General features: G+C 26.6%; 14 protein-coding genes and 1 tRNA gene. 9 read left to right on the top strand and 6 right to left on the bottom strand.

The annotated features are described in order from the left end of the window. On the bottom strand, positions 1-873 hold an 873-nt coding region (locus Q0K19_RS07980; RefSeq protein ID WP_297247022.1), incomplete at its 3' end, for a BspA family leucine-rich repeat surface protein. 16 nt (positions 874-889) lie between these two features. Then, positions 890-2,287, bottom strand: coding sequence for an SMI1/KNR4 family protein (locus Q0K19_RS07975; RefSeq protein ID WP_297247020.1), 1,398 nt, complete (start codon positions 2,285-2,287; stop codon positions 890-892). Positions 2,288-2,425: 138 nt separating this feature from the next. Between Q0K19_RS07975 and Q0K19_RS07970 the strand changes: the two genes are divergently transcribed. Continuing rightward, positions 2,426-3,349 (top strand): Abi family protein, encoded by a 924-nt coding sequence (locus tag Q0K19_RS07970; protein WP_297247018.1) that lies wholly within the window; start codon positions 2,426-2,428, stop codon positions 3,347-3,349. Positions 3,350-3,354: 5 nt separating this feature from the next. Here Q0K19_RS07970 and mtaB read toward each other — a convergent pair whose 3' ends face one another. Beyond that, positions 3,355-4,608 carry a tRNA (N(6)-L-threonylcarbamoyladenosine(37)-C(2))-methylthiotransferase MtaB gene (mtaB, locus tag Q0K19_RS07965; protein WP_297247016.1) on the bottom strand — a complete coding sequence of 418 codons (1,254 nt, stop codon included), beginning with the start codon at positions 4,606-4,608 and terminating at the stop codon, positions 3,355-3,357. A 303-nt stretch (positions 4,609-4,911) separates the two neighbouring features. On the opposite strand from mtaB, the gene ftsZ reads away from it, so the two are divergent. Genes ftsZ through Q0K19_RS07945 form a run of 4 tightly spaced genes read left to right on the top strand, consistent with a single transcriptional unit; the run spans position 4,912 to position 10,268 of the window. Beyond that, the gene (gene ftsZ / locus Q0K19_RS07960) at positions 4,912-6,915 is read left to right on the top strand and encodes a cell division protein FtsZ (RefSeq protein ID WP_297247014.1); all 2,004 of its coding nucleotides are present in this window, start codon (positions 4,912-4,914) and stop codon (positions 6,913-6,915) included. 15 nt (positions 6,916-6,930) lie between these two features. After that, positions 6,931-8,859 (top strand): hypothetical protein, encoded by a 1,929-nt coding sequence (locus Q0K19_RS07955; RefSeq protein ID WP_297247012.1) that lies wholly within the window; start codon positions 6,931-6,933, stop codon positions 8,857-8,859. 19 nt (positions 8,860-8,878) lie between these two features. Beyond that, positions 8,879-9,499, top strand: a complete 621-nt coding sequence (gene coaE, locus Q0K19_RS07950; RefSeq protein WP_297247010.1) for a dephospho-CoA kinase — start codon at positions 8,879-8,881, stop codon at positions 9,497-9,499. Continuing rightward, positions 9,450-10,268, top strand: coding sequence for an SPOR domain-containing protein (locus Q0K19_RS07945; RefSeq protein ID WP_297247008.1), 819 nt, complete (start codon positions 9,450-9,452; stop codon positions 10,266-10,268). The genes coaE and Q0K19_RS07945 overlap by 50 nt, the downstream gene beginning before the upstream one ends. Before the next feature lie 66 nt (positions 10,269-10,334). Here Q0K19_RS07945 and Q0K19_RS07940 read toward each other — a convergent pair whose 3' ends face one another. After that, positions 10,335-11,405, bottom strand: a complete 1,071-nt coding sequence (locus tag Q0K19_RS07940; RefSeq protein ID WP_297247006.1) for a thiamine biosynthesis protein — start codon at positions 11,403-11,405, stop codon at positions 10,335-10,337. Between the two features lie 885 nt (positions 11,406-12,290). On the opposite strand from Q0K19_RS07940, the gene Q0K19_RS07935 reads away from it, so the two are divergent. Further along, complete coding sequence (locus tag Q0K19_RS07935) at positions 12,291-13,586, top strand: hemolysin family protein (RefSeq protein WP_297247004.1); 1,296 nt, start codon at positions 12,291-12,293, stop codon at positions 13,584-13,586. 25 nt (positions 13,587-13,611) lie between these two features. Here the strand turns inward: Q0K19_RS07935 and Q0K19_RS07930 are convergent. Then, positions 13,612-13,693 (bottom strand) — tRNA-Leu (locus tag Q0K19_RS07930). 134 nt (positions 13,694-13,827) lie between these two features. Between Q0K19_RS07930 and Q0K19_RS07925 the strand changes: the two genes are divergently transcribed. The 3 genes from Q0K19_RS07925 to Q0K19_RS07915 all read left to right on the top strand — a co-directional run bounded on the left by Q0K19_RS07925 (position 13,828) and on the right by Q0K19_RS07915 (position 16,930). Continuing rightward, a complete protein-coding gene (locus Q0K19_RS07925; protein WP_297247002.1) occupies positions 13,828-14,673 on the top strand; it encodes a histidinol-phosphatase in 846 nt (281 codons plus the stop codon). Positions 14,674-14,846: 173 nt separating this feature from the next. Next, a complete protein-coding gene (locus tag Q0K19_RS07920) occupies positions 14,847-16,235 on the top strand; it encodes a sodium-dependent transporter (RefSeq protein ID WP_297247000.1) in 1,389 nt (462 codons plus the stop codon). Between the two features lie 275 nt (positions 16,236-16,510). Further along, the gene (locus Q0K19_RS07915; RefSeq protein WP_297246998.1) at positions 16,511-16,930 is read left to right on the top strand and encodes a PaaI family thioesterase; all 420 of its coding nucleotides are present in this window, start codon (positions 16,511-16,513) and stop codon (positions 16,928-16,930) included. 636 nt (positions 16,931-17,566) lie between these two features. Here the strand turns inward: Q0K19_RS07915 and Q0K19_RS07910 are convergent. Further along, the gene (locus Q0K19_RS07910; protein WP_297246996.1) at positions 17,567-18,607 is read right to left on the bottom strand and encodes an alpha/beta hydrolase; all 1,041 of its coding nucleotides are present in this window, start codon (positions 18,605-18,607) and stop codon (positions 17,567-17,569) included. Positions 18,608-19,299: the final 692 nt, after the last annotated feature.

Here is a 19,299-nt window from a genome sequence, read left to right as displayed (position 1 = left end):
ATTAAAACTTTCAATATAATTTGGTATTAATTCTTTTAATTCATTATAAAAATTATTTATTAAATATCTTTTAAGAAGATTGATTTTTTTATTTTTATTATTTTCTATAGTTTTGTATACTTCTTTGGCATTGTTTTTTATAAAATCATTTAAATTATTTTTTTCTTTTTTATCTAAAGTAAAAGCATATAAATAAGTTTTGAATTTAGGAGTTAATTCTAATGCGGAATCTTTATTAAAATTAGTCATATCCGAAAGATTATCAATATTCCAATCATCTAAATTTTGATTGAATGCATAAGCTAATGAAAACATGCCAGACATCCTTTTTACTTTTTTAGTATCCCAATTATTAAGAGGATGATTAAATTTATGAGCAGATGAAAACATATGATTCATACTTTCTACATTGCTTACATTCCAGTCATTTATATCTTGATTAAAGCTATTAGCATTATGAAACATATTGTCCATATTTTTAACTTTACTTACATTCCAATTATTGATAGGCTGATTAAAACTTTTAGCATTCATGAACATGCTATTCATATTTGTTACATTGCTTACATCCAAATCATTCAAAGGCTGATTAAATTTTTCAGCCGAGAAAAACATATTAGCCATATTTTTTACTTTAGATACATTCCATTTACTAATATCTTTATTGAAATTCCTATTAGCAGTAAACATACCAGACATATCTTCTACATTAGAAGTATCCCAATTTTCTATACCCTCATAATTATCTCTATTAAAAAACTCAAATAAGCCTGACATATCAGTTATTAGGCTGGTATCAATATTTCCCAAATAAATACTTTCATCTGTTACTAAATCTTTTAATTCTTTCCTGCTTGTAGGTTTATATTTCATATTTACTCCTATAATATTAATAATTAAATATTCTTTTTGAAGTGTTATTTATAAAATGTATTATAGATTCATCTTTTGGCTCATTGATTTTATAATATTCTAATAATTTTTGATATTCTGTTTTTATTGTGTTTGTTATTTCTTTTTTATATTTTTTATTATTTTTTAAAATATTTTCTAAATATGCAATTGTATTTCTTATTTGATGAGCATCTTTATTTGAACAGCTTTCTACAAATTCATTTATGTAAATATTGAATATATTATCATTTTCTAAAGTATTTATAGAGAGAATATATAATATAGTAGAGTTTCTATTATTAATAAATATATCAAATTCTTTAAAATCGATTAAATTATTTTTATAGAGATATAAAGCCATATCAATAAGAAGTCTGTAATTATTTGTTTTATTTTCTTCGTTAGTTAACTTTTTATAATATTCCAATGCTGATTTTATTTCATCTGTCCAATCAAAAATTTCTTTTTTAAAATTACCTACATACAAATCAGTGTCCGCATGAACTTTTAAATATAAAACTTTAACATAAGAATCTATAATATCTTTATTTTGAAATGCTTCTTTTATATTTTTTTCTATATTTTTATAATTATGATTTATTAATAAAACAGCAAATTTTAATTTATAATTTTCATCTTTTTCCAAATTGTATAAATCATATATTTCATTTAAATATTTTTCTTCTAATGATTTGTATTTATGCATCGTTGTTATAATACTTTGTTTATTTATAATATTATCTTCTTTTTTATTATTATTTAATATATCATAATAGTATTTAATTAAATCATCAATTTCAAATTTTAATCTTATCCCAAAAGAACCCATATTATAATCAAGAGAAGTTTCCAAAGCCCAATTTTCATAATAGTCAACAAAATTATCATAACAAGTTATAAAAGGCTCTTCATAGAACTCATCATCATAATAAACAACTTTTCCTCTATTTTCGCCTGTTACTATTAAACCTATAGATGAAGAACAGCCTAAAGTGCCAAATCTCAATATTCCGTAATATTCAAAGTCTATATCTTCTATATCGTTAGCATTTCCTTCATTTACCTTTTTTGAATATTCTATCATTAAATCAATTCTGTTATCATATTTCAAATAACCAAAATCCATATCTTCAAATTTATCCATACTGTAGCCATGACAAGCACCTCCATTTCCAACCTCTGTTATAAACCAAAAATAATCTTCAGGAAGTTTGAATTCATATTTATTTTCTAATTCTATAACTTTATTTTTATTTATAGGAGGATTTAATTTATATTTATGACTTTCTGATGCAAATTGTTTGAAGTTTTTATCTGTTTCTTTGCATTTATTTATGAGATTTAAAATATTTTGTTTTCTTTTATTATTAAGATCTTTATTTTTATTGCTCATTAATTAATTATACATTTTGAATACATAAAGTCAAATTATTAAATTACTTTATTTGACTTTATAATATATTTTGTTATAATGTATTTGATCGTACCGCAGGGCTTACCTTTGGTAGCTCACTCTGCGGGCTTTTTATTTATGAAAGATTATAATAAACCAGCTTTATCAATTAATGATCAAATAAAGTTACTTCAATCTAGAGGTTTAATAATAAAAGATATAAATTATGCTAAGACTGTTTTAGAAAAATTAAATTATTATAATTTTAGCGGATATACTTATATATTTGAAGATAAATCAAATAAAAGAACTCATAATTTTTCAAATAATACTACTTTTGAAGAGATATTTGAAGTTTTTAAATATGATGTACAAATAAGACAGCTTTTATTTTCTTGCATTTCTTATATAGAAATATTTATGAGAAATATTATATCTAGAAATTTTTTAGATGTATATAATAATGATCCATTTGCTAATTATAATTTAATGAAATATTATAATGTAAATAATGAAATAAATAAAGAAGTTGAACGTTCAAAAGAGATATTCATTAACCACTATAAAAATGAATATTTAAATTATCCTAAAATACCAATCTGGATAAGTGTAGAAATAATGAGTCTTGGTACATTATCAAAATTTTATTCTTCTTCTGAAAGAAAATTACAAACTTTAATAACTAATAATATGAATTTGTACCATTATAAATATTTAAAAAGTTGGTTATTTGCTATAACTGAAATAAGAAATAGATCTGTGCATCACTCAAGAATTCTATGCAGACAATTATTAAATCCTCCCATTATACCTAAAAATATTATACTTAATAGTAATTATGATTGGAAATTACTTTCAAATTCTCATTTATTCAATTTTATAGTAACATTGGAATACATTGTAAAAGTTTCTGATATTTATACAGAATTTACACTTCCTATTATACAAAGTATATATAATATGATTAATAATATATCAAATAATAAGATATTAAAGAATAAAGCATTAATAAGCGATATAGGTATAATAAATAATTGGAAAGGCAATTTATTTTTTTGTTAATATATTTACTCACAAAACATAATACCGCCTTCATATTTCAATGCCTTTGCTGATACAAGCTCCTTTTTGTTTAGGGCATTTTGACTATGAAGCTTGCATTTTAAATATTCAGCACTAGTTCCAATATAGTTGTTATCTTGTAAGGCTTTTTCTATTACCATTTTTAAATTTCTTCCTTCAGCATTTTTGTAATATGAATCTTTAAGTTTGTTATTTAAATCATTGAGTATTTTAGCTCTTTTTAATTTAGCTCTGTATCCCACTTGATTATCCATCTTTGATGAAGGAGTATTTTCTCTGTTAGAATATCTGAATATGTGAATCTTTATAAATTTTGACTTTTCGCATAAATCATAAGTATCATTAAAGTCATTATTATCTTCATGAGGAAAGCCAACCATTACATCACTGCTTATAGACATATTTGAATTAGTTTTATACAGTTTTTCTGTGATATTTAGATAATCTTCCCTTGTGTATCTTCTGTTCATAAGTTTTAATATTTTATTGCTTCCAGACTGTAAAGGTATATGAGCATGCGGACAAAGTATATCATCATTTTTAAATAGGCTTATAAGCTCATCATCAAAATAAATAGGCTCAATAGATGAAAGTCTTATTCTTATACCATATTTAGATGAATGTTCTAGTATATTTTGCAGTATTTTTCTGAAGTTTATTTCATTATTATAGTTGTATGAACCAAGATTTAAGCCTGTTAGAACAATTTCTTTATAGTTGTAATCATTAGCCATTTTTACAGCATCATATATTTTTGAAGGCTCAACACTTCTATGACTTCCGCGTACTCTTGATACTATACAATAAGTACAAAAAACATTGCATCCGTCCTGTATTTTTAAATAGGCTCTGCTCTGTTCCTGAGGAAAGAATATTGGATTGTCTATTTTATTGTTGGAATTATTATGTAAAGTATTGAATATTATTTCAGAGGCCTCTTCTTTCTTTTCATTTGGTATTAGTACAATATTATCTTTAAATATAGAAGAATCTTTATCTTTTTTTGAAACATAACATCCTATTAGAAATACTTTTTTATTTTCTATATCACCCAATTTTTCTAAATATGACATAAGTTTTTTATCACTGTCATTAGTAACAGTGCATGTATTTATAGCTATAGCCTCTGCATTGTCTAATTCAGTTATATTTGCACCTAAATTTTTTAATTCATAAGATATTTTCTCACTTTCATATTGATTGAGTCGGCATCCAAAAGTATGTATATGTATATTCATAAATATTCTCTTTGTATATTATTGTTGTTTTATTGTTATTATAAGTAATATTAGTTATCTATTAGTATATATTTAAAATAAGAATAATACAAACAATAAAAATCAATTAACATAATATTTTTTATAATTAAAAGTAAAAAAAATCCGATTAACATAATAACATATTTTTTTTATTTTTACTACTTGCAGAATTTGACAATTATGTTAATATAATTATGTTTATTGAAATATGTTTATTATAAATTTATTTTTAATTTAAAGAAATTTTTATTAAAAATTCTAAATATAGCAAGGGGAGCTGCAATGAATCCTAACTATCGCATACAATTGGCAGATAATATGAAAGGGAGCGAAAAAATGGCATTTAAGAATGATTCTTCATCATTGGATACAGTAATAAAAGTAATAGGAGTCGGAAACGGCGGATGTAATGCTGTAAACAGAATGATAGAAGAAGGTTTAAAAGATGTAGAGTTTATTGCCATGAATACAGATGCTCAGGCATTATCTCGTTCTAATGCTTCTACAAGAATAGTTTTGGGAGACAGAGTAACTCAAGGTTTGGGAGCAGGTACAGATCCAGATAAAGGTGCTGAAGCTGCTAGAGAAGATATTGCTAATATAGAGGAAGTTGTAAGCGGAGCTAATTTGGTATTTATTGCCAGCAGTTTCGGAGGCGGTACAGGAACAGGAGCAAGTCCGGTAGTTGCTGAAGCTGCTAAAAAGGCTGGAGCTTTAACTATAGGTGTTGTTACTAAACCTTTTGAATACGAAGGTAAATTAAAAATGAGCCGTGCTGAATCTGGTATAGATAAAATGCTTACAGTAGTGGACTCTCTTATCATAATACCTAATGAAAACCTTTATGATATGGTTGATATGGACGATTACAGCTATGAAGAAGCTTTATCTGTAGTAGATGATATACTTCGTCAGGGCGTGCAAGGTATATCTGATATAATCACTCAAACAGGATTCATCAATGTTGACTTTGCCGATGTTAAAACTATGATTTCTTTATCTAATGGAAGAGCTCATTTAGGTATAGGAGTAGGTAAAGGCGATGACAGACTTCAAAAGGCTATAACTAATGCATTTGAAAATCCTCTTTTAGATGTTTCTAGTATCAAAAATGCTAGAGGTATACTTGCTAATATAGTTTGTCCTAAAGATTTTGCTATGAAAGAGTATAGAGAAGCTAGTAAAATCATCAATAATTATGCTAATGATAATGCTAATATAAAAATAGGTGTTTGTCCTAAAGAAGATATTAAAGATGAAATCATCGTTACAATAGTTGCTACAGGATTTGATGCTAATTCAAAAAATGATTCTGAAAATAAAGATGTAGATTCACATGCAAATGATATAATAAATAAGTCTGTAACATCTAATAAAAAAGATGAAGTTATAAATAATAATACTAATATTTCTAATGATGCAGTTACTAATAAAAGAGCTGAAGCTGTTGTAGAAAGTAAGTCTGATAATAAAGTTGATGATAAAAAAGTTAATGATAAAGAAGAATTAAATAATAAACTAGAAATTAACAAAGTAGAAGTTAATAATAAATCAGAAGTTAACAAAGTAGAAATCAATGAAAAGATTATAGCTGAAAGTAAAACAGCATCAAAAAATATAGCTGAAAATATCATCGAAATAGATAATATAAATACAATAGTAAAAGAACCAGAAGAAGAAAAAGAAGTTGAACTTGAAACTGCACAGACTAAAACAGAAGTTGAAGCAGTTAATATAATAAATAATAAAGCAGCAGATAAAATAGTAGTAGAGGAAGAAAAACAAGAAATTAAAGAACAGGTATTAGTATCAAATAATAATGATATTCATGAAACTAAAGAATATAAATTTGAAAATAATATTAGAAATCTTAAAAAGCCTCTAATAACTAAAACAAATAGATTTAATAATATCAATGAAAATAATTTTATAGAAGAAGAAAGTAAAAGCAGTATTAGTAATGAGGAAAACTATAATAAAAATGATGATGTTATAGAAACATTTAATAGAACTATAGTTAATAATAATTCAGAATATGCTCATAGATATGAAACAAGAGAAAGAATATCAGAAGAGATGCGTTTTGAAGATGAAGAGAAGCATAATAATCCTCATTCAGATTATCATAAAAAACCATTTGATATAGTATCAGATGATTATATGGAAAAACATAATAAAATGGGTTCTAAAATGTCTATATTTGGTGAAACTTATACAGTTGATACTGATTTGGAAAAACCTGCTTTTTTGAGACGTCAAATACAGGCAAGAAATACTATGAGATAAGGTGTTATTTAAAATATGAAGAAAAATATTTTTAAAAAAAGATTATTATTAAGTCTTTTTATTTTTCAAATATTTACTTTTCATGCATTTGCTCAAAATACTGTAGAAGATGCTTTGAAATTGTATAATGAAAGAAATTATGAAAGTTCTATAAGAATATTAGAATCTCTTAATGTTAAGCCTAGTGATTTAGATTCATATCTTTTACTTATAGATAATTATATGAAGCTTGAGAACTTTGCTATGGTTGAAACTTTAATAGCTGATGCTGAGCGTTATCATTCAAGAAGTTATAAATTACTTGAAAGAAAATTAATGATGGAGCTTATGAATAATAGAAATTCAGAAGCTAGAATAACAGTTAATGATATAAAAAGATTAGATAGTAAAAATTATATAGCTAATTATAGTGAAGGTGTTTTAAGTGAAAGAGCCGGATACTATCAAACAGCTATGAATATGTATGAAAGAGCTAGGGTTATTGACAGAGTAAGACCTGAAGCTACTGTGGCTTTAGCATATTTGCATCTAGCTAGCGGCGATAATAAAATTGCTTTGAATTTATTCAATGAAAATATGACTAATAATCCTAGAATGGCTGAATCTTATTATCATTTAGCTAATTATTATTATTTAAATAAGGATTATAATAAATCTTTAAATGAAATCAATAATGCTTTATTCTATTATACAAATTATAATGATGCTAAAATATTAAAAGCTAATGTATTTATTTCTTTGGGCAGATATGATGAAGCGATAGCTATGTTAGAATATATGCCTGATACAGGATTCCAAAATAATTACAAATATTATTATATAGGTAATGTTTATGAGGGTGCTGATAATTATGTGCGTGCTAAAAATGCATATATAAATTATCTTAGAACTAAGCCTGATGATGAACTTGGAAGACTTGCTTATGAAAGAGTATTGCTTCATACAAATCCTACTCCTGATTATGAGAGAGACAGAGCTGCTTTATACTATGGAAATTTAGCTTCTTACTATACAAGACTTGCAGATAATATAAGAGCTCAGGCATATTTAAAACATATGTTAAAATTAAATCCGGCTAATACTTATGCTAGATTAATGCTTTCAGATGTTTACAGAAGAATGGGATTAGAAGAAAAATCTTTAGAAGAATTAGAAATAGCAAAAAATGTTAACCCTTCAGAAAAATCTATTATATACAAATATGATAGTTATAAAAGAAAATTAGATAAAAATATAGTTTCAAAATCTTGGGGAATAGAACAGTATAATATTGAAACTCCTGGATTTACAGTTGCTATAACAGATACTATTACAGCACAGAAGGATAGTCCTTTATTTTTGAATACATCTTTATATCAAACATTAGCTTATGTGCTTCCTCAATTCGGAAGATTTAAAGTATTAGAGATGTATACAAATTATTATGATACAATAGATTTATATAGAGAACTTAATAGCAGAAATGTTGATTATTTTTTAAGAGGTTCTGCTTTTCAGAATAATGATACTTTTACTATTATGCTTGATTTAGTAGATGTTAAGAGTGAAAAAGTTGTTACTAATTTTACTGTTATGACTAGAGGCAGAGAAAAGGTAATGGGTGCTGCTGTTATGGCAGGAAGAGTTGTAAACAATAGTATTCCTTTCTATTCAAAGGTTATAAAGATTCATAATGATAATATATACATAAATGCCGGAAGAATGCAGGGTGTAACTAATAATATGAATTTGATTCTTTATGATACTTCAGTTCCTAGAACTGATTTGTCTACTAGAGGTTATAATAGTGCTATAGGTATGATAAAGGTTATAACAGCAGATGAAAATGTTTCTTTGGCCAAACTTATAGACGGAAGGCTTTTAAATAAAGTTAATTTAAATCAAATAGTAATGCCTTATATAACAAATACAGTTCAAAGCACTAATACTAATGCTGTTAATTAATTTGAAATAGTTAAGAATTATGGAAAGAAATATTGTAGGAGTATACGGACTAATATGCTCCGGAAAAAGTTCATTTTCTAAAATGCTTGCTAAGGAAATGAATGCATTATATATTGATGCCGATTTGATAGGGCATAAGGCTTTGATTGAAAATAAAGATAATATAGTCAAAGAATTTTCATCATCTATATTAGATGAAAATAATAATATAGACAGAAAAAAACTAGGCGATATAGTATTTTGTAATGCCAAAAAATTAAAAAAACTTCAGGAACTTAATTATCCTTATATAGAAAATAAAGTAAAAGAAATGGTTGATAGTACAGATAAAGATGTTGTTATAGAGGCAGCTCTCATTATGAGAAGTAAAATACCTTCTATATGCAGCAGTTTGATATATGTTAATGCAAAAACTTCTGATATTATCAAAAGAATGAGAAAAACTAGAAATATTTCAGAAAGAGAAGCAAGAAAAAGATTAAAAATGCAAAGAGATGTTAAAAATAATAGATTTGATGCCGATATTCTAATAAACAACATGAAAGATTATAATAACTTAATTATGATCTCTAAAAAATTAGGAAGGTATTATGGAGTTAAATCAAAATCCAAATGTAGAAGAAAAAGGCGCTTCTATTAATCACAATATTGGCAGAAAAAAAACTCTTTATATAGTTAATTTTACCCCTATAAGATTATTGATATTTTCTATCAGTTCTGTTGCTTTAATTTTATTTATATTTGTATTAGGTTTTCATTTAGGCGGTTCAAAACCTGTTCATGCAAATAATACTGATGATTCTATTGCAGCTTTAATGAGAAATGCTCAGGACAGCGAAAATATGGCAGCAACAGAAGTAAGCACTGCAGATATGCCTAATAATGATATTACAGCATTAAGCGAATATGATGCTGCAGTTAATAATAATAGCATTATTAGAGAAGGCAATACTTCAGCAGACAGATACAATGAATATACTCAGAATTTGGCTTCAGAATTAGATGCTATCAATGAGAATATCAAAGAAAAAGATACAGCTGGATTAGCACCTAATACTACTTATACTCCGCCTCAGCAAATGGCTAGTATAGCACCTGTTAAGACAACAACTACTACTAAAAAGAGTACTGTTCCTTATACTAGAAGTTCTTCAGCAGATTCCATATACTTTATACAGGTTGCTGTAGGTTATGACAAAGACAATACTTATTCTGCTAGAGATAGTTTAAAAGCTAAATTCCCAAAAGCTTTTATAAAAGAAGAAACTATGTCTGACGGAAAAATGATGTATAAGTTAAAAGTAGGCAGATATGAAACTAGAGAAGAAGCTCAAAAGGCTTTAGCTGAAATAAAAAAGATTCCAGCATATAAAGATAGTTATATTTATTCCGATAAGAAAGTAAGTTAAATAAAAATATCCTAAAAGTTATAGTGATGCCCTTTTAAATGAAAATTTAGAAGGGTATTATTATTTTTAAACTATTTGTTCAAATTTTGTGTTTTTAGATTCTTTATTATTTATTTCTATTATCTCGCTTTTATATTCTTTATTATCAGAATCATTATAATATGATGCGGTTATTGATAGAGTGTCCTTTTCTTCTTTTGAAAAATATCCCATTATCATAGCAGATTTATATACTATATCCTTATCAATATTTTCAGCATTATCATCATATATTTCTAAATAGCCAAAAGGTCCTCTATTATAATTAGGTCTTAATACTATGCAGTTTATTCTTTTTCTTTTCTCCAAAGCATCATTTTCTTTTTCATTTCTTCCAAGTAAAAGCTTAACATTTTTATTCATTCTTATATGTCTGCCTATAGCCAAATACTGCATAAGCTCTATATTAAGTATGTCTTTTCCATTATTAGAAACTAAATCATTATATCTTCTGGCATATCCTTTATCTACTATAGCACATCCTGCACCGGCTGGAATAGGGTAGTTTGTTATTCCGAACTCTTCAGCTAATTTCATTTGTACATTTCTGCTTCTTCCGTATATATCATAAAGATTTTCTCTGTTTATTAATCCTTCTTCTTCAGCTTTTGTTATAGGCAGAAGTTTTGCGGATAATGGTCTTAATAATCTTCCTTCAAGTCCGCTTTCTTTTATAGCATTGATTAAGTCCTGTGATTTCTGACTCATAGGTCTTTGTCCTTTAACTTCTCCTGTAGCTATAAAATCGTATCCTTCCTCTTCCATTATTTTTTTAGCAGTTTTAAGCATTAATATATGACAGTCCAAACATGGATTAATTGCACTTCCGTATCCGTATTTAGGATTTAAAAACATATCTAAATAAACATCTTTTAATGATACAAATCTTATTGGTATATTAAGAAAATCAGCAGCCTTTTTGGCAGGATCTTCACTATATATTTCAAGTAATTCTTCTTTTATAACAGCATATTCCAATCCTGTAACAAATCTTAAAGCAAGAACATCAATATTTTCTCTTTTTAGTATAGCTCCTACAAGCATACTGTCTAATCCGCCGGATAATAGTAAAATAGCTTTTGCTTTTTTATCGCTCATCAAATTTTCCTTTTATTATGGATTCAATTTTTATAATATACTGAAAATTTTTAAGTTTGTCAACCGCGAGCTGCGGCACCTTCCCGCACGGTATTGCTTACTCTTATCAAACGTCCGCTATACGTGCGGCTTATTACTTGTTATTGTATAAAATTAACAATTTATATTACAGATAAAACATATTTTACTACTATGTCTTAATATTTTATAAATTATAATTACATTCAAAAATAATCAAAAATTTACAAAATGTAGTTGTTTAGGTATATACTAAAAATTTTAGAGTTTGTCATTTTTTTAGTCAACTTTTTCCCGCCGCATACTCTCTACGGACTTCGTCAAAGTTGCTGCCGCAGGCACGCTTCGCGAAAACGCAATTGCTAGAACTTTATATTAAAAACATGCCTATTAAATATAGGATATAGCCTAAAAATGCAGTCTTTTTGGTTCTCGCCGCAGGCGGGCTTCGCCTGTGCCAACAAAAGAACTGGGGTTGTGGGGGCTAGTCCCCACAAATAATAAAACTAAGAAAATAATTTTTGACAAAATATAATTGTTTAGGTATATAAATAGATCTAAAATATATTTTATCAACTTTTCCCTCCGCGAAAGTGCAAATACTATAATATATGAATTACGAAATAAATAAAAAAATGACTATATTATAATACTATATAGTAAAATTTTATTTACAAATACTTGAAGTTTTATATAAATTATATTATAATAAATATCACAAAAATTAATTATTATTAAGGATAATACTTTCAGTACTTACTCTTTTTATACAAATATTTTAATACTTCCCTCTGTAAAATCGTATTATTTTCTTTTTCAATTTTTTAAATCTAATAAATATTTTTTTATTTTTAAGGATAAATCAAAATGGATATAATTATAATAATAGTGTTAATACTTTTAAATGGTATTTTTGCCATGTCGGAAATTGCAGTAATTTCTGCTAGAAAGTCTTCACTTATGAAAGACAGCAAAGAAGGAAATAAAGGGGCAAAGACTGCATTAGCTTTAGCAGATAATCCTGATAAATTTTTATCTACAATACAAATAGGTATAACTTTAATAGGTATATTGACTGGTATTTACTCAGGTGATACAGTTGCCAAAGAAGTTTCAAATTTACTTGTAAAAATAAATGTACCATTATCTTATGCTTCTTTAATAGCTCAGGTATTAGTTGTGGCATTAGTAACATATCTTACATTGATATTTGGAGAACTTGTACCAAAAAGAATAGGTATGGTAATGCCTGAAAGAATAGCAAAAGTTGTTTCTGCTCCAATGACAATACTTGCAAAGATAGGTGCTCCTTTTGTGTGGATATTATCTAATAGTGCATTATTAGTTTCAAGAGTTTTAGGAATAAAAGATGATAAAAGTCCTGTTACTGAAGAAGAAATAAAATCTATGATAGAAGAGGGCAGACAAGGCGGGGAAGTTAAGGAGATAGAACAGGATATTATAGAGAGGGCTTTCTTTTTGGGGGACAGAAAAATAGAATCTATAATGACTCATAGAAATGATATAGTATTTTTAGATATTAATATGAGTAATGATGAGATAAAAAAGATAGTATCAAAACATTCTTTTTCTGCTTATCCTGTTGTTGATAAAAATTTGGATAATGTTATTGGTGTTGTGAGGGTAACTGATATATTTGATAAATTAAATACTTCAAAGGCTAAAATAGAAAAGTTTGTTAAAAAAGCTAATTACTTTCATAACAATATGGAAGTTTATTTGGTGCTTGAAGAGATGAAAAAGAATAATACTAAAATAGGGCTTGTATCAGATGAGTTTGGTAATATAGACGGAATGATTACTCAAAGCGATATATTTGAGGCTTTAGTTGGTTCTGTAGCGGAAGGAAAAGATAGTAAGGATATTAGAAAGAGAAAGAGTGGAGGTTGGTTTGTGGATGGTCAGTGTCCTATATATGATTTCTTAGAGTATTTTGAAATAGAAGATGAAAATGCTTCTAATAATTATAATACTATAAGCGGTTTAATTTTAGAATTACTTCAGCATGTGCCTAGTGAAGGTGAGTCTTTAGAATGGAAAAATTTAAATTTAGAAATTGTTGATATGGACGGAGCTAGAATAGATAAAGTTATAGTAAACAAAATAGAAAAGACTGATAAAAATAATTCAGATAATGAATAGTATTATAATATATTAGAAAAGGATTTGCTCGAGACTGGACTTGAACCAGCACGGTGTTACCCGACAGCACCTCAAGCTGTTGTGTCTACCTATTCCACCACCCGAGCTTAGATATTAATGAAGACAATTATATATTAAATTATTATTTTGTCAAATATTATTATTTTCAATTTTGTATTTAAAAAATATTTTTTAATATATATTTATATAATTGTTTATTTTATGATATAAGGAAATATAAATGAAATATATATCGAATCTGCATACACATACTACATACTGCGATGGCAAAAATACAGTAGAAGAAAATATTCAATATGCTATAGATAAAGAATTAATAAGTTTAGGTTTTTCAGGGCATTCTCATTTTTATATAGATGATACATCTATGTCAGAAGAGAATACTATTAAATATTTAGAGAATATAAAAAAAGCAAAATATATTTATAAAGATAAGATACAGGTTTATTTAGGAATAGAAGGAGATTATTATTCAAATTTAAATAAAGATACTGATAAAGAAATGGGACTTGATTATAGAATAGGTTCTGTACATTATATTGATGATGATCATAATTCTTACTTTCCTATAGATATGTCTAGAGAAAGTTTTAATGAAACGATAAGACATTTTTGTAATATTAAAGAAGTTATTTTTAGATATTATGATAATGTTATAAAAATGATAGAAACTCAAAAACCTGATATTATAGGTCATTTGGATTTGGTGAGAAAATATAATTTGAATAAAGAATATTTTACTGAAGAGGAAGATTGGTATACAAAAAAGGTAGATGAAGTTATAGATGTTATTGAGAAAAATGGAGGTATAGTTGAAGTAAATACTAAACTTATGAACAAAAATAATTTGAATGCTCATTACCCTAATAAAAAAACTATAAAAAAATTATTAGAAAAAAATATTCCTATCACTATAAATTCAGATGCTCATCAATGTAATAATATAGATAATTGTTATTTGGAAACTATTGATGAATTAAAGAAGCTTGGTGTTGAATCTGTAAAAATGTTAATAGATAATGAGTTTAAAGATGTTGATATAAATAAATTAGGATTCAATGTGTAAATAAGATGTTATATTTATTTGAATTTTATAATACATATATTTTGCTGATTATATTTTAATATGAAAAGATAAAAAAATTAATAAAAAATTAATATTTTAATTATTACTTCTTGAAGTAATTTATAAATTTTGTATAATATTAAGGCTAATAAAACTTTATGGAGTGATTCTATATGAATAATGAAAAAAGAGAGAGGTTATCTAGCAGAATTGGTTTTATTCTTGTATCAGCAGGATGTGCTATAGGTCTAGGTAATATATGGCGATTTCCTTACATAACAGGAAAATATGGAGGGGCTCTTTTCGTAATTATATATTTAATATTTTTAGCTCTTATAGGGCTTCCAATACTTATAATGGAATTCAGTATAGGAAGAGCCGGACAAAAAGATATTGCAGGTTCATATAAGGTTATAGAAAGAGAAGGTACTAAATGGCATTTAATAGGTTATGTTCAAATGCTTGGCTGTTTAATACTTATGATGTTTTATACTAGTGTTACAGGCTGGACTATAACATATTCATATTATATGGCAACAGGTGCTACTTTAGGACTTACACCTGACGGAATAGCTGATTTTTTTGGAAAAATGCTTTCTAATCCTCCTATAATGCTTTTAAGTTTATTTATTGCTGTATTTTTGGGAACATTAATATGCTTTAAAGGGCTTCAGAAAGGTGTTGAAAGAGCATCTAAAATTATGATGTCTTCATTGTTTGTTATAGTGGTAATATTAATAATTAGATCTATTACTTTGGACGGCGCTGTAGAGGGACTAAAATTTTATTTGCTTCCTGATGTATCTAAAATGTTTCAAGGCGGAATAGGCGGAGTTTTTGAAGTTATGTATGCTGCTTTAGGACAGGCATTTTTTACATTAGGAATTGGTGTTGGAAGTATGACTATATTTGGAAGCTATATAGGAAAGGAAAAATCTTTAACTAATGAATCTATAATAATAGTAATATTAGATACTTTAATAGCTTTTCTTGCTGGGCTTGTTATATTTCCTGCTTGTTTTGCATTTGGGGTTAATCCTGGAGAGGGGGCCGGTTTAGCATTTGTAACATTGCCTAATATATTTAATTCTATGCCTATGCCTAGAGTATGGGGAACATTGTTCTTCTTGTTTTTATCTATGGCTGCATTAACTACTGTTGTTGCTGTTTTTGAAAATTTAATAGCTTTTACTATGTCTCAATTTGATATGCCTAGGAATAAAGCTTCTATATTAGTGGGAATAGTTGTATTTATATGTTCTCTTCCTACGGCTTTGGGATTTAATGTATTATCATTCATACAGCCTATGGGAGAAAATACTAGTTTCTTAGATTTATTTGATTTTATAATAAGCTATAATTTAGTTGAGCTTGGAGGTATATATATAATAATATTCTGCGTATCTAAATATGGATGGGGATGGGATAATTTTATTAAGGAAGTAGATTCTGGGTCTGGAATAAAATTTCCTAAATTCTCAAGAATATATATAACTTATTTTCTTCCTATAATATTATTTGCTATATTTATTATTAATTACATATATAAATTTTTCCTGTAAAATATTAGATTAGATTTCATAGCCAAGTATTTTTATACTTGGCTTTTTTATAAAAAGTTTATTATATTATAATTGTATGCAATTGTTTTTATAATTTTTTATTACAGGTATTTGTTATTTTATATATAAAATTTGACTTTAAATTTAAATAATGGTAATAATAGATTAAGCAAATTATAATTGTATTTTATGCTATCTTGTACTATGAAATCTATTACTTTATAAGATAAATGATTGTTTGAAATTATTATGAATTTATATAGAGGAGTATTAATATGTTGGAAAAAGAAGTTTATGAAAGGATAAAAAAGAGATTTGATTCTCAAGATTTTTTATCTTTTGTTGGAATGAAACTAGAGCATGTAGATAAAGGTAAGGCTGTAATATCATGTGAAAATAAGAAAGAGTTTTCCCAATATTTAGGATATATGCATGGCGGTATGGTTGCTGCTATTGCAGATACTGCCGGAGGACATGCAGCTGGTACTATGCTTAAAGAAGGCTATAAAACAGTAACTTCTGAATTGAAGATACATTTCTTGAAGCCGGTTGTTTCAAAAAAGGTAATAGCTACAGGAGAGGTTTTAAGTGCTGGTAAAAGATTAATTATAGTGGAAACTACTGTAAGAGATGAAGAGGACAATATGCTTGCCAAGATGATAGCCACTATGTTTGTAATAGAGCCTTCAGAGTAATTGTATAAATTAGGGTAGGGATAGTTAAAAAGATTTTAAAATTTATTTTCACTTCCCGCCCATTATACTTTATTAATTTCATTTGCAATTTTAACTTTTCTTTTTTTATTTGCTTAAACCGAATTTAAAAGCACCCACCCTAGTTTTAATTAGATTTAAAATCTATATACCGCACGGTGACAAGATTTTTAAATATAATAAAAATTGTATTATTAATAGATTTATATATTTAGTTTGATTTAGCGTGCGTTGTATGCATTCTAAATTTTAAAAAATCTTGGGTGGGCAGCTAAAATAACAGTAGAAGTAGAAAAGAAAAATAATATAGAAATGAGAGAAAAAAACTAAAAGCCTAAAGGGCGGGCAAATGTAATTAAATTTTAAAACTTTGATTATACACATCACCAATTATTCTTTATTAATTTAATTTGTAATTTTAGCTTTTATTTCTTTTTTTGCTTAAAGAGAATTTAAAATCACCTGCTATAGCGTTATTTAAATTTTTAGATTATAAAGCCGCATGATAAATAAAAAACTAGTTAATAATATAAATTCAATTATTAACTAGTATAATATTTTATAATTAAAAAAATAAAATTTTAAAGTTATTATATATATTTATGCTTTTTAAATTTGTTAATTTTTATTCGTTAAATTTTGATTAAAGAAATCAGCTAATTTATCAAAAGGTATTAAATCAGTTCTATCATAAAGATCAACATGATTAGCATTAGGTATTATTATTAATTCTTTAGGTTCTTTTGCTTTTTCGTATGCATCTTCACTAAAATATCTTGAATGAGCTTTTTCTCCTGCTATAAAAAGTATAGGTCTCGGTGATATAAAATCAATCTGCTCCAAAGGATAATAATTCATCAAACTTACAGTACTTATAATAGACATTGTAGTTGTTGCACGAGGGTGAAAGCCTCTCTCTGTACGGTAATAGCTATAGAACTCTTTTACTATATCTGGTGAGTTTTCATCTATAGTTTCAGGCGTTCCTATTTGGTATTTTTTCTCACCTCCTTCATATTCATTCCATCTTTGCATAGAAATATCATCAATCATTTTCTTTCTATCTTCATAAGATACAGAATCATATAATCCCTGACGGGCTACTCTTCCCATATCATACATACTTGCAGTTGCTATAGCTTTTATTCTTGTATCAATTTGTGCAGCACTCAAAACAAAACTTCCGCTTCCGCATATTCCTATAGCCCCTATTTCATTTCTATCAACATAATTAAGCGTTCCAAGAAAATCAACAGCCGCACTAAAATCTTCAGCAAATGCCTCAGGGGAAGCAGTATAATGAGGAGAACCTCCGCTTTCTCCATTATAAGAAGGATCAAATGCTATTGTAACAAATCCTCTTTCTGCCATAGATTGAGCATATACTCCTGCTGCCTGCTCTTTTACTGCTCCGTAAGGTCCGCCTATAACTAATGCTTTGTATTTTTGATTGGTATTAATATCTTTAGGTGTATACAAATCAGCAACTATATTTATTCCTAATCTATTATAGAATGAGACTTTTTTTACTGTTACTTTATCGCTTTTTTTAAATGTTTTATCCCATTTCAATGTATTATTCTGTGCCATAATTGTACTTATAGGAAAAAGCATATATACTGACATTAATACAGCTCTTTTTAAAAAAGTTTTTATCATTAGCATGTCCTCCGTTTTATTATAATTATTCTTATTATAATAAAATATTTATATATATCAAATATTTATTATTTATAACAAACTATACTTTTTAGGTATAGTATAAAAAATGAGATCAAACACCTGTTTTAACTAGATTTAAAATTTACATACCGCACGGTGAGCTGATTTTTTAATATAATAAACGTTGTATTATTAATTTATTTTATTATTTAGTTTGATTTAACGTGCGTTGTAGGCATTCTAAATTTAAAAAAATCTTGGGTGGGCAGCTAGAATATACTAAAAATTTTTAAGTTTATCAATTTTTTATTGTTCTTTTTCCCGCCGCAAAAAGAACCAAAAAGTGCAAGTTGAAAATTAGTATTAAATCATACTAATTTTGTTTTACATGTAAGATAAAATATTGAATTTAATCTAAAATATAGCCTTTTTGCTTCTTTGTGGCAACAAAAGAAGTGGGGTCTGGGGCAAAGCCCCAGATATAAAAACAAAAATATAAATTTATTTTTGACAAAATGTATTTGTTTAGGTATAACATCAGAAATAAAAAAGAAAAATAATATAGAAATGCGAGAAAAGATTGAAAGTCTAAAGGGTGGGCAAGTGTAATTAAATTTTAAAACTTAATTACATACCCCGCCCATTATTCTTTATTAATTTTATTTGCAATTTTAATTTTTTCTTTCTTA

The organism is uncultured Brachyspira sp., from assembly GCF_944393015.1.
Lineage (GTDB): Bacteria > Spirochaetota > Brachyspiria > Brachyspirales > Brachyspiraceae > Brachyspira.
This window is presented reverse-complemented; position numbering and strand designations above follow the sequence as displayed.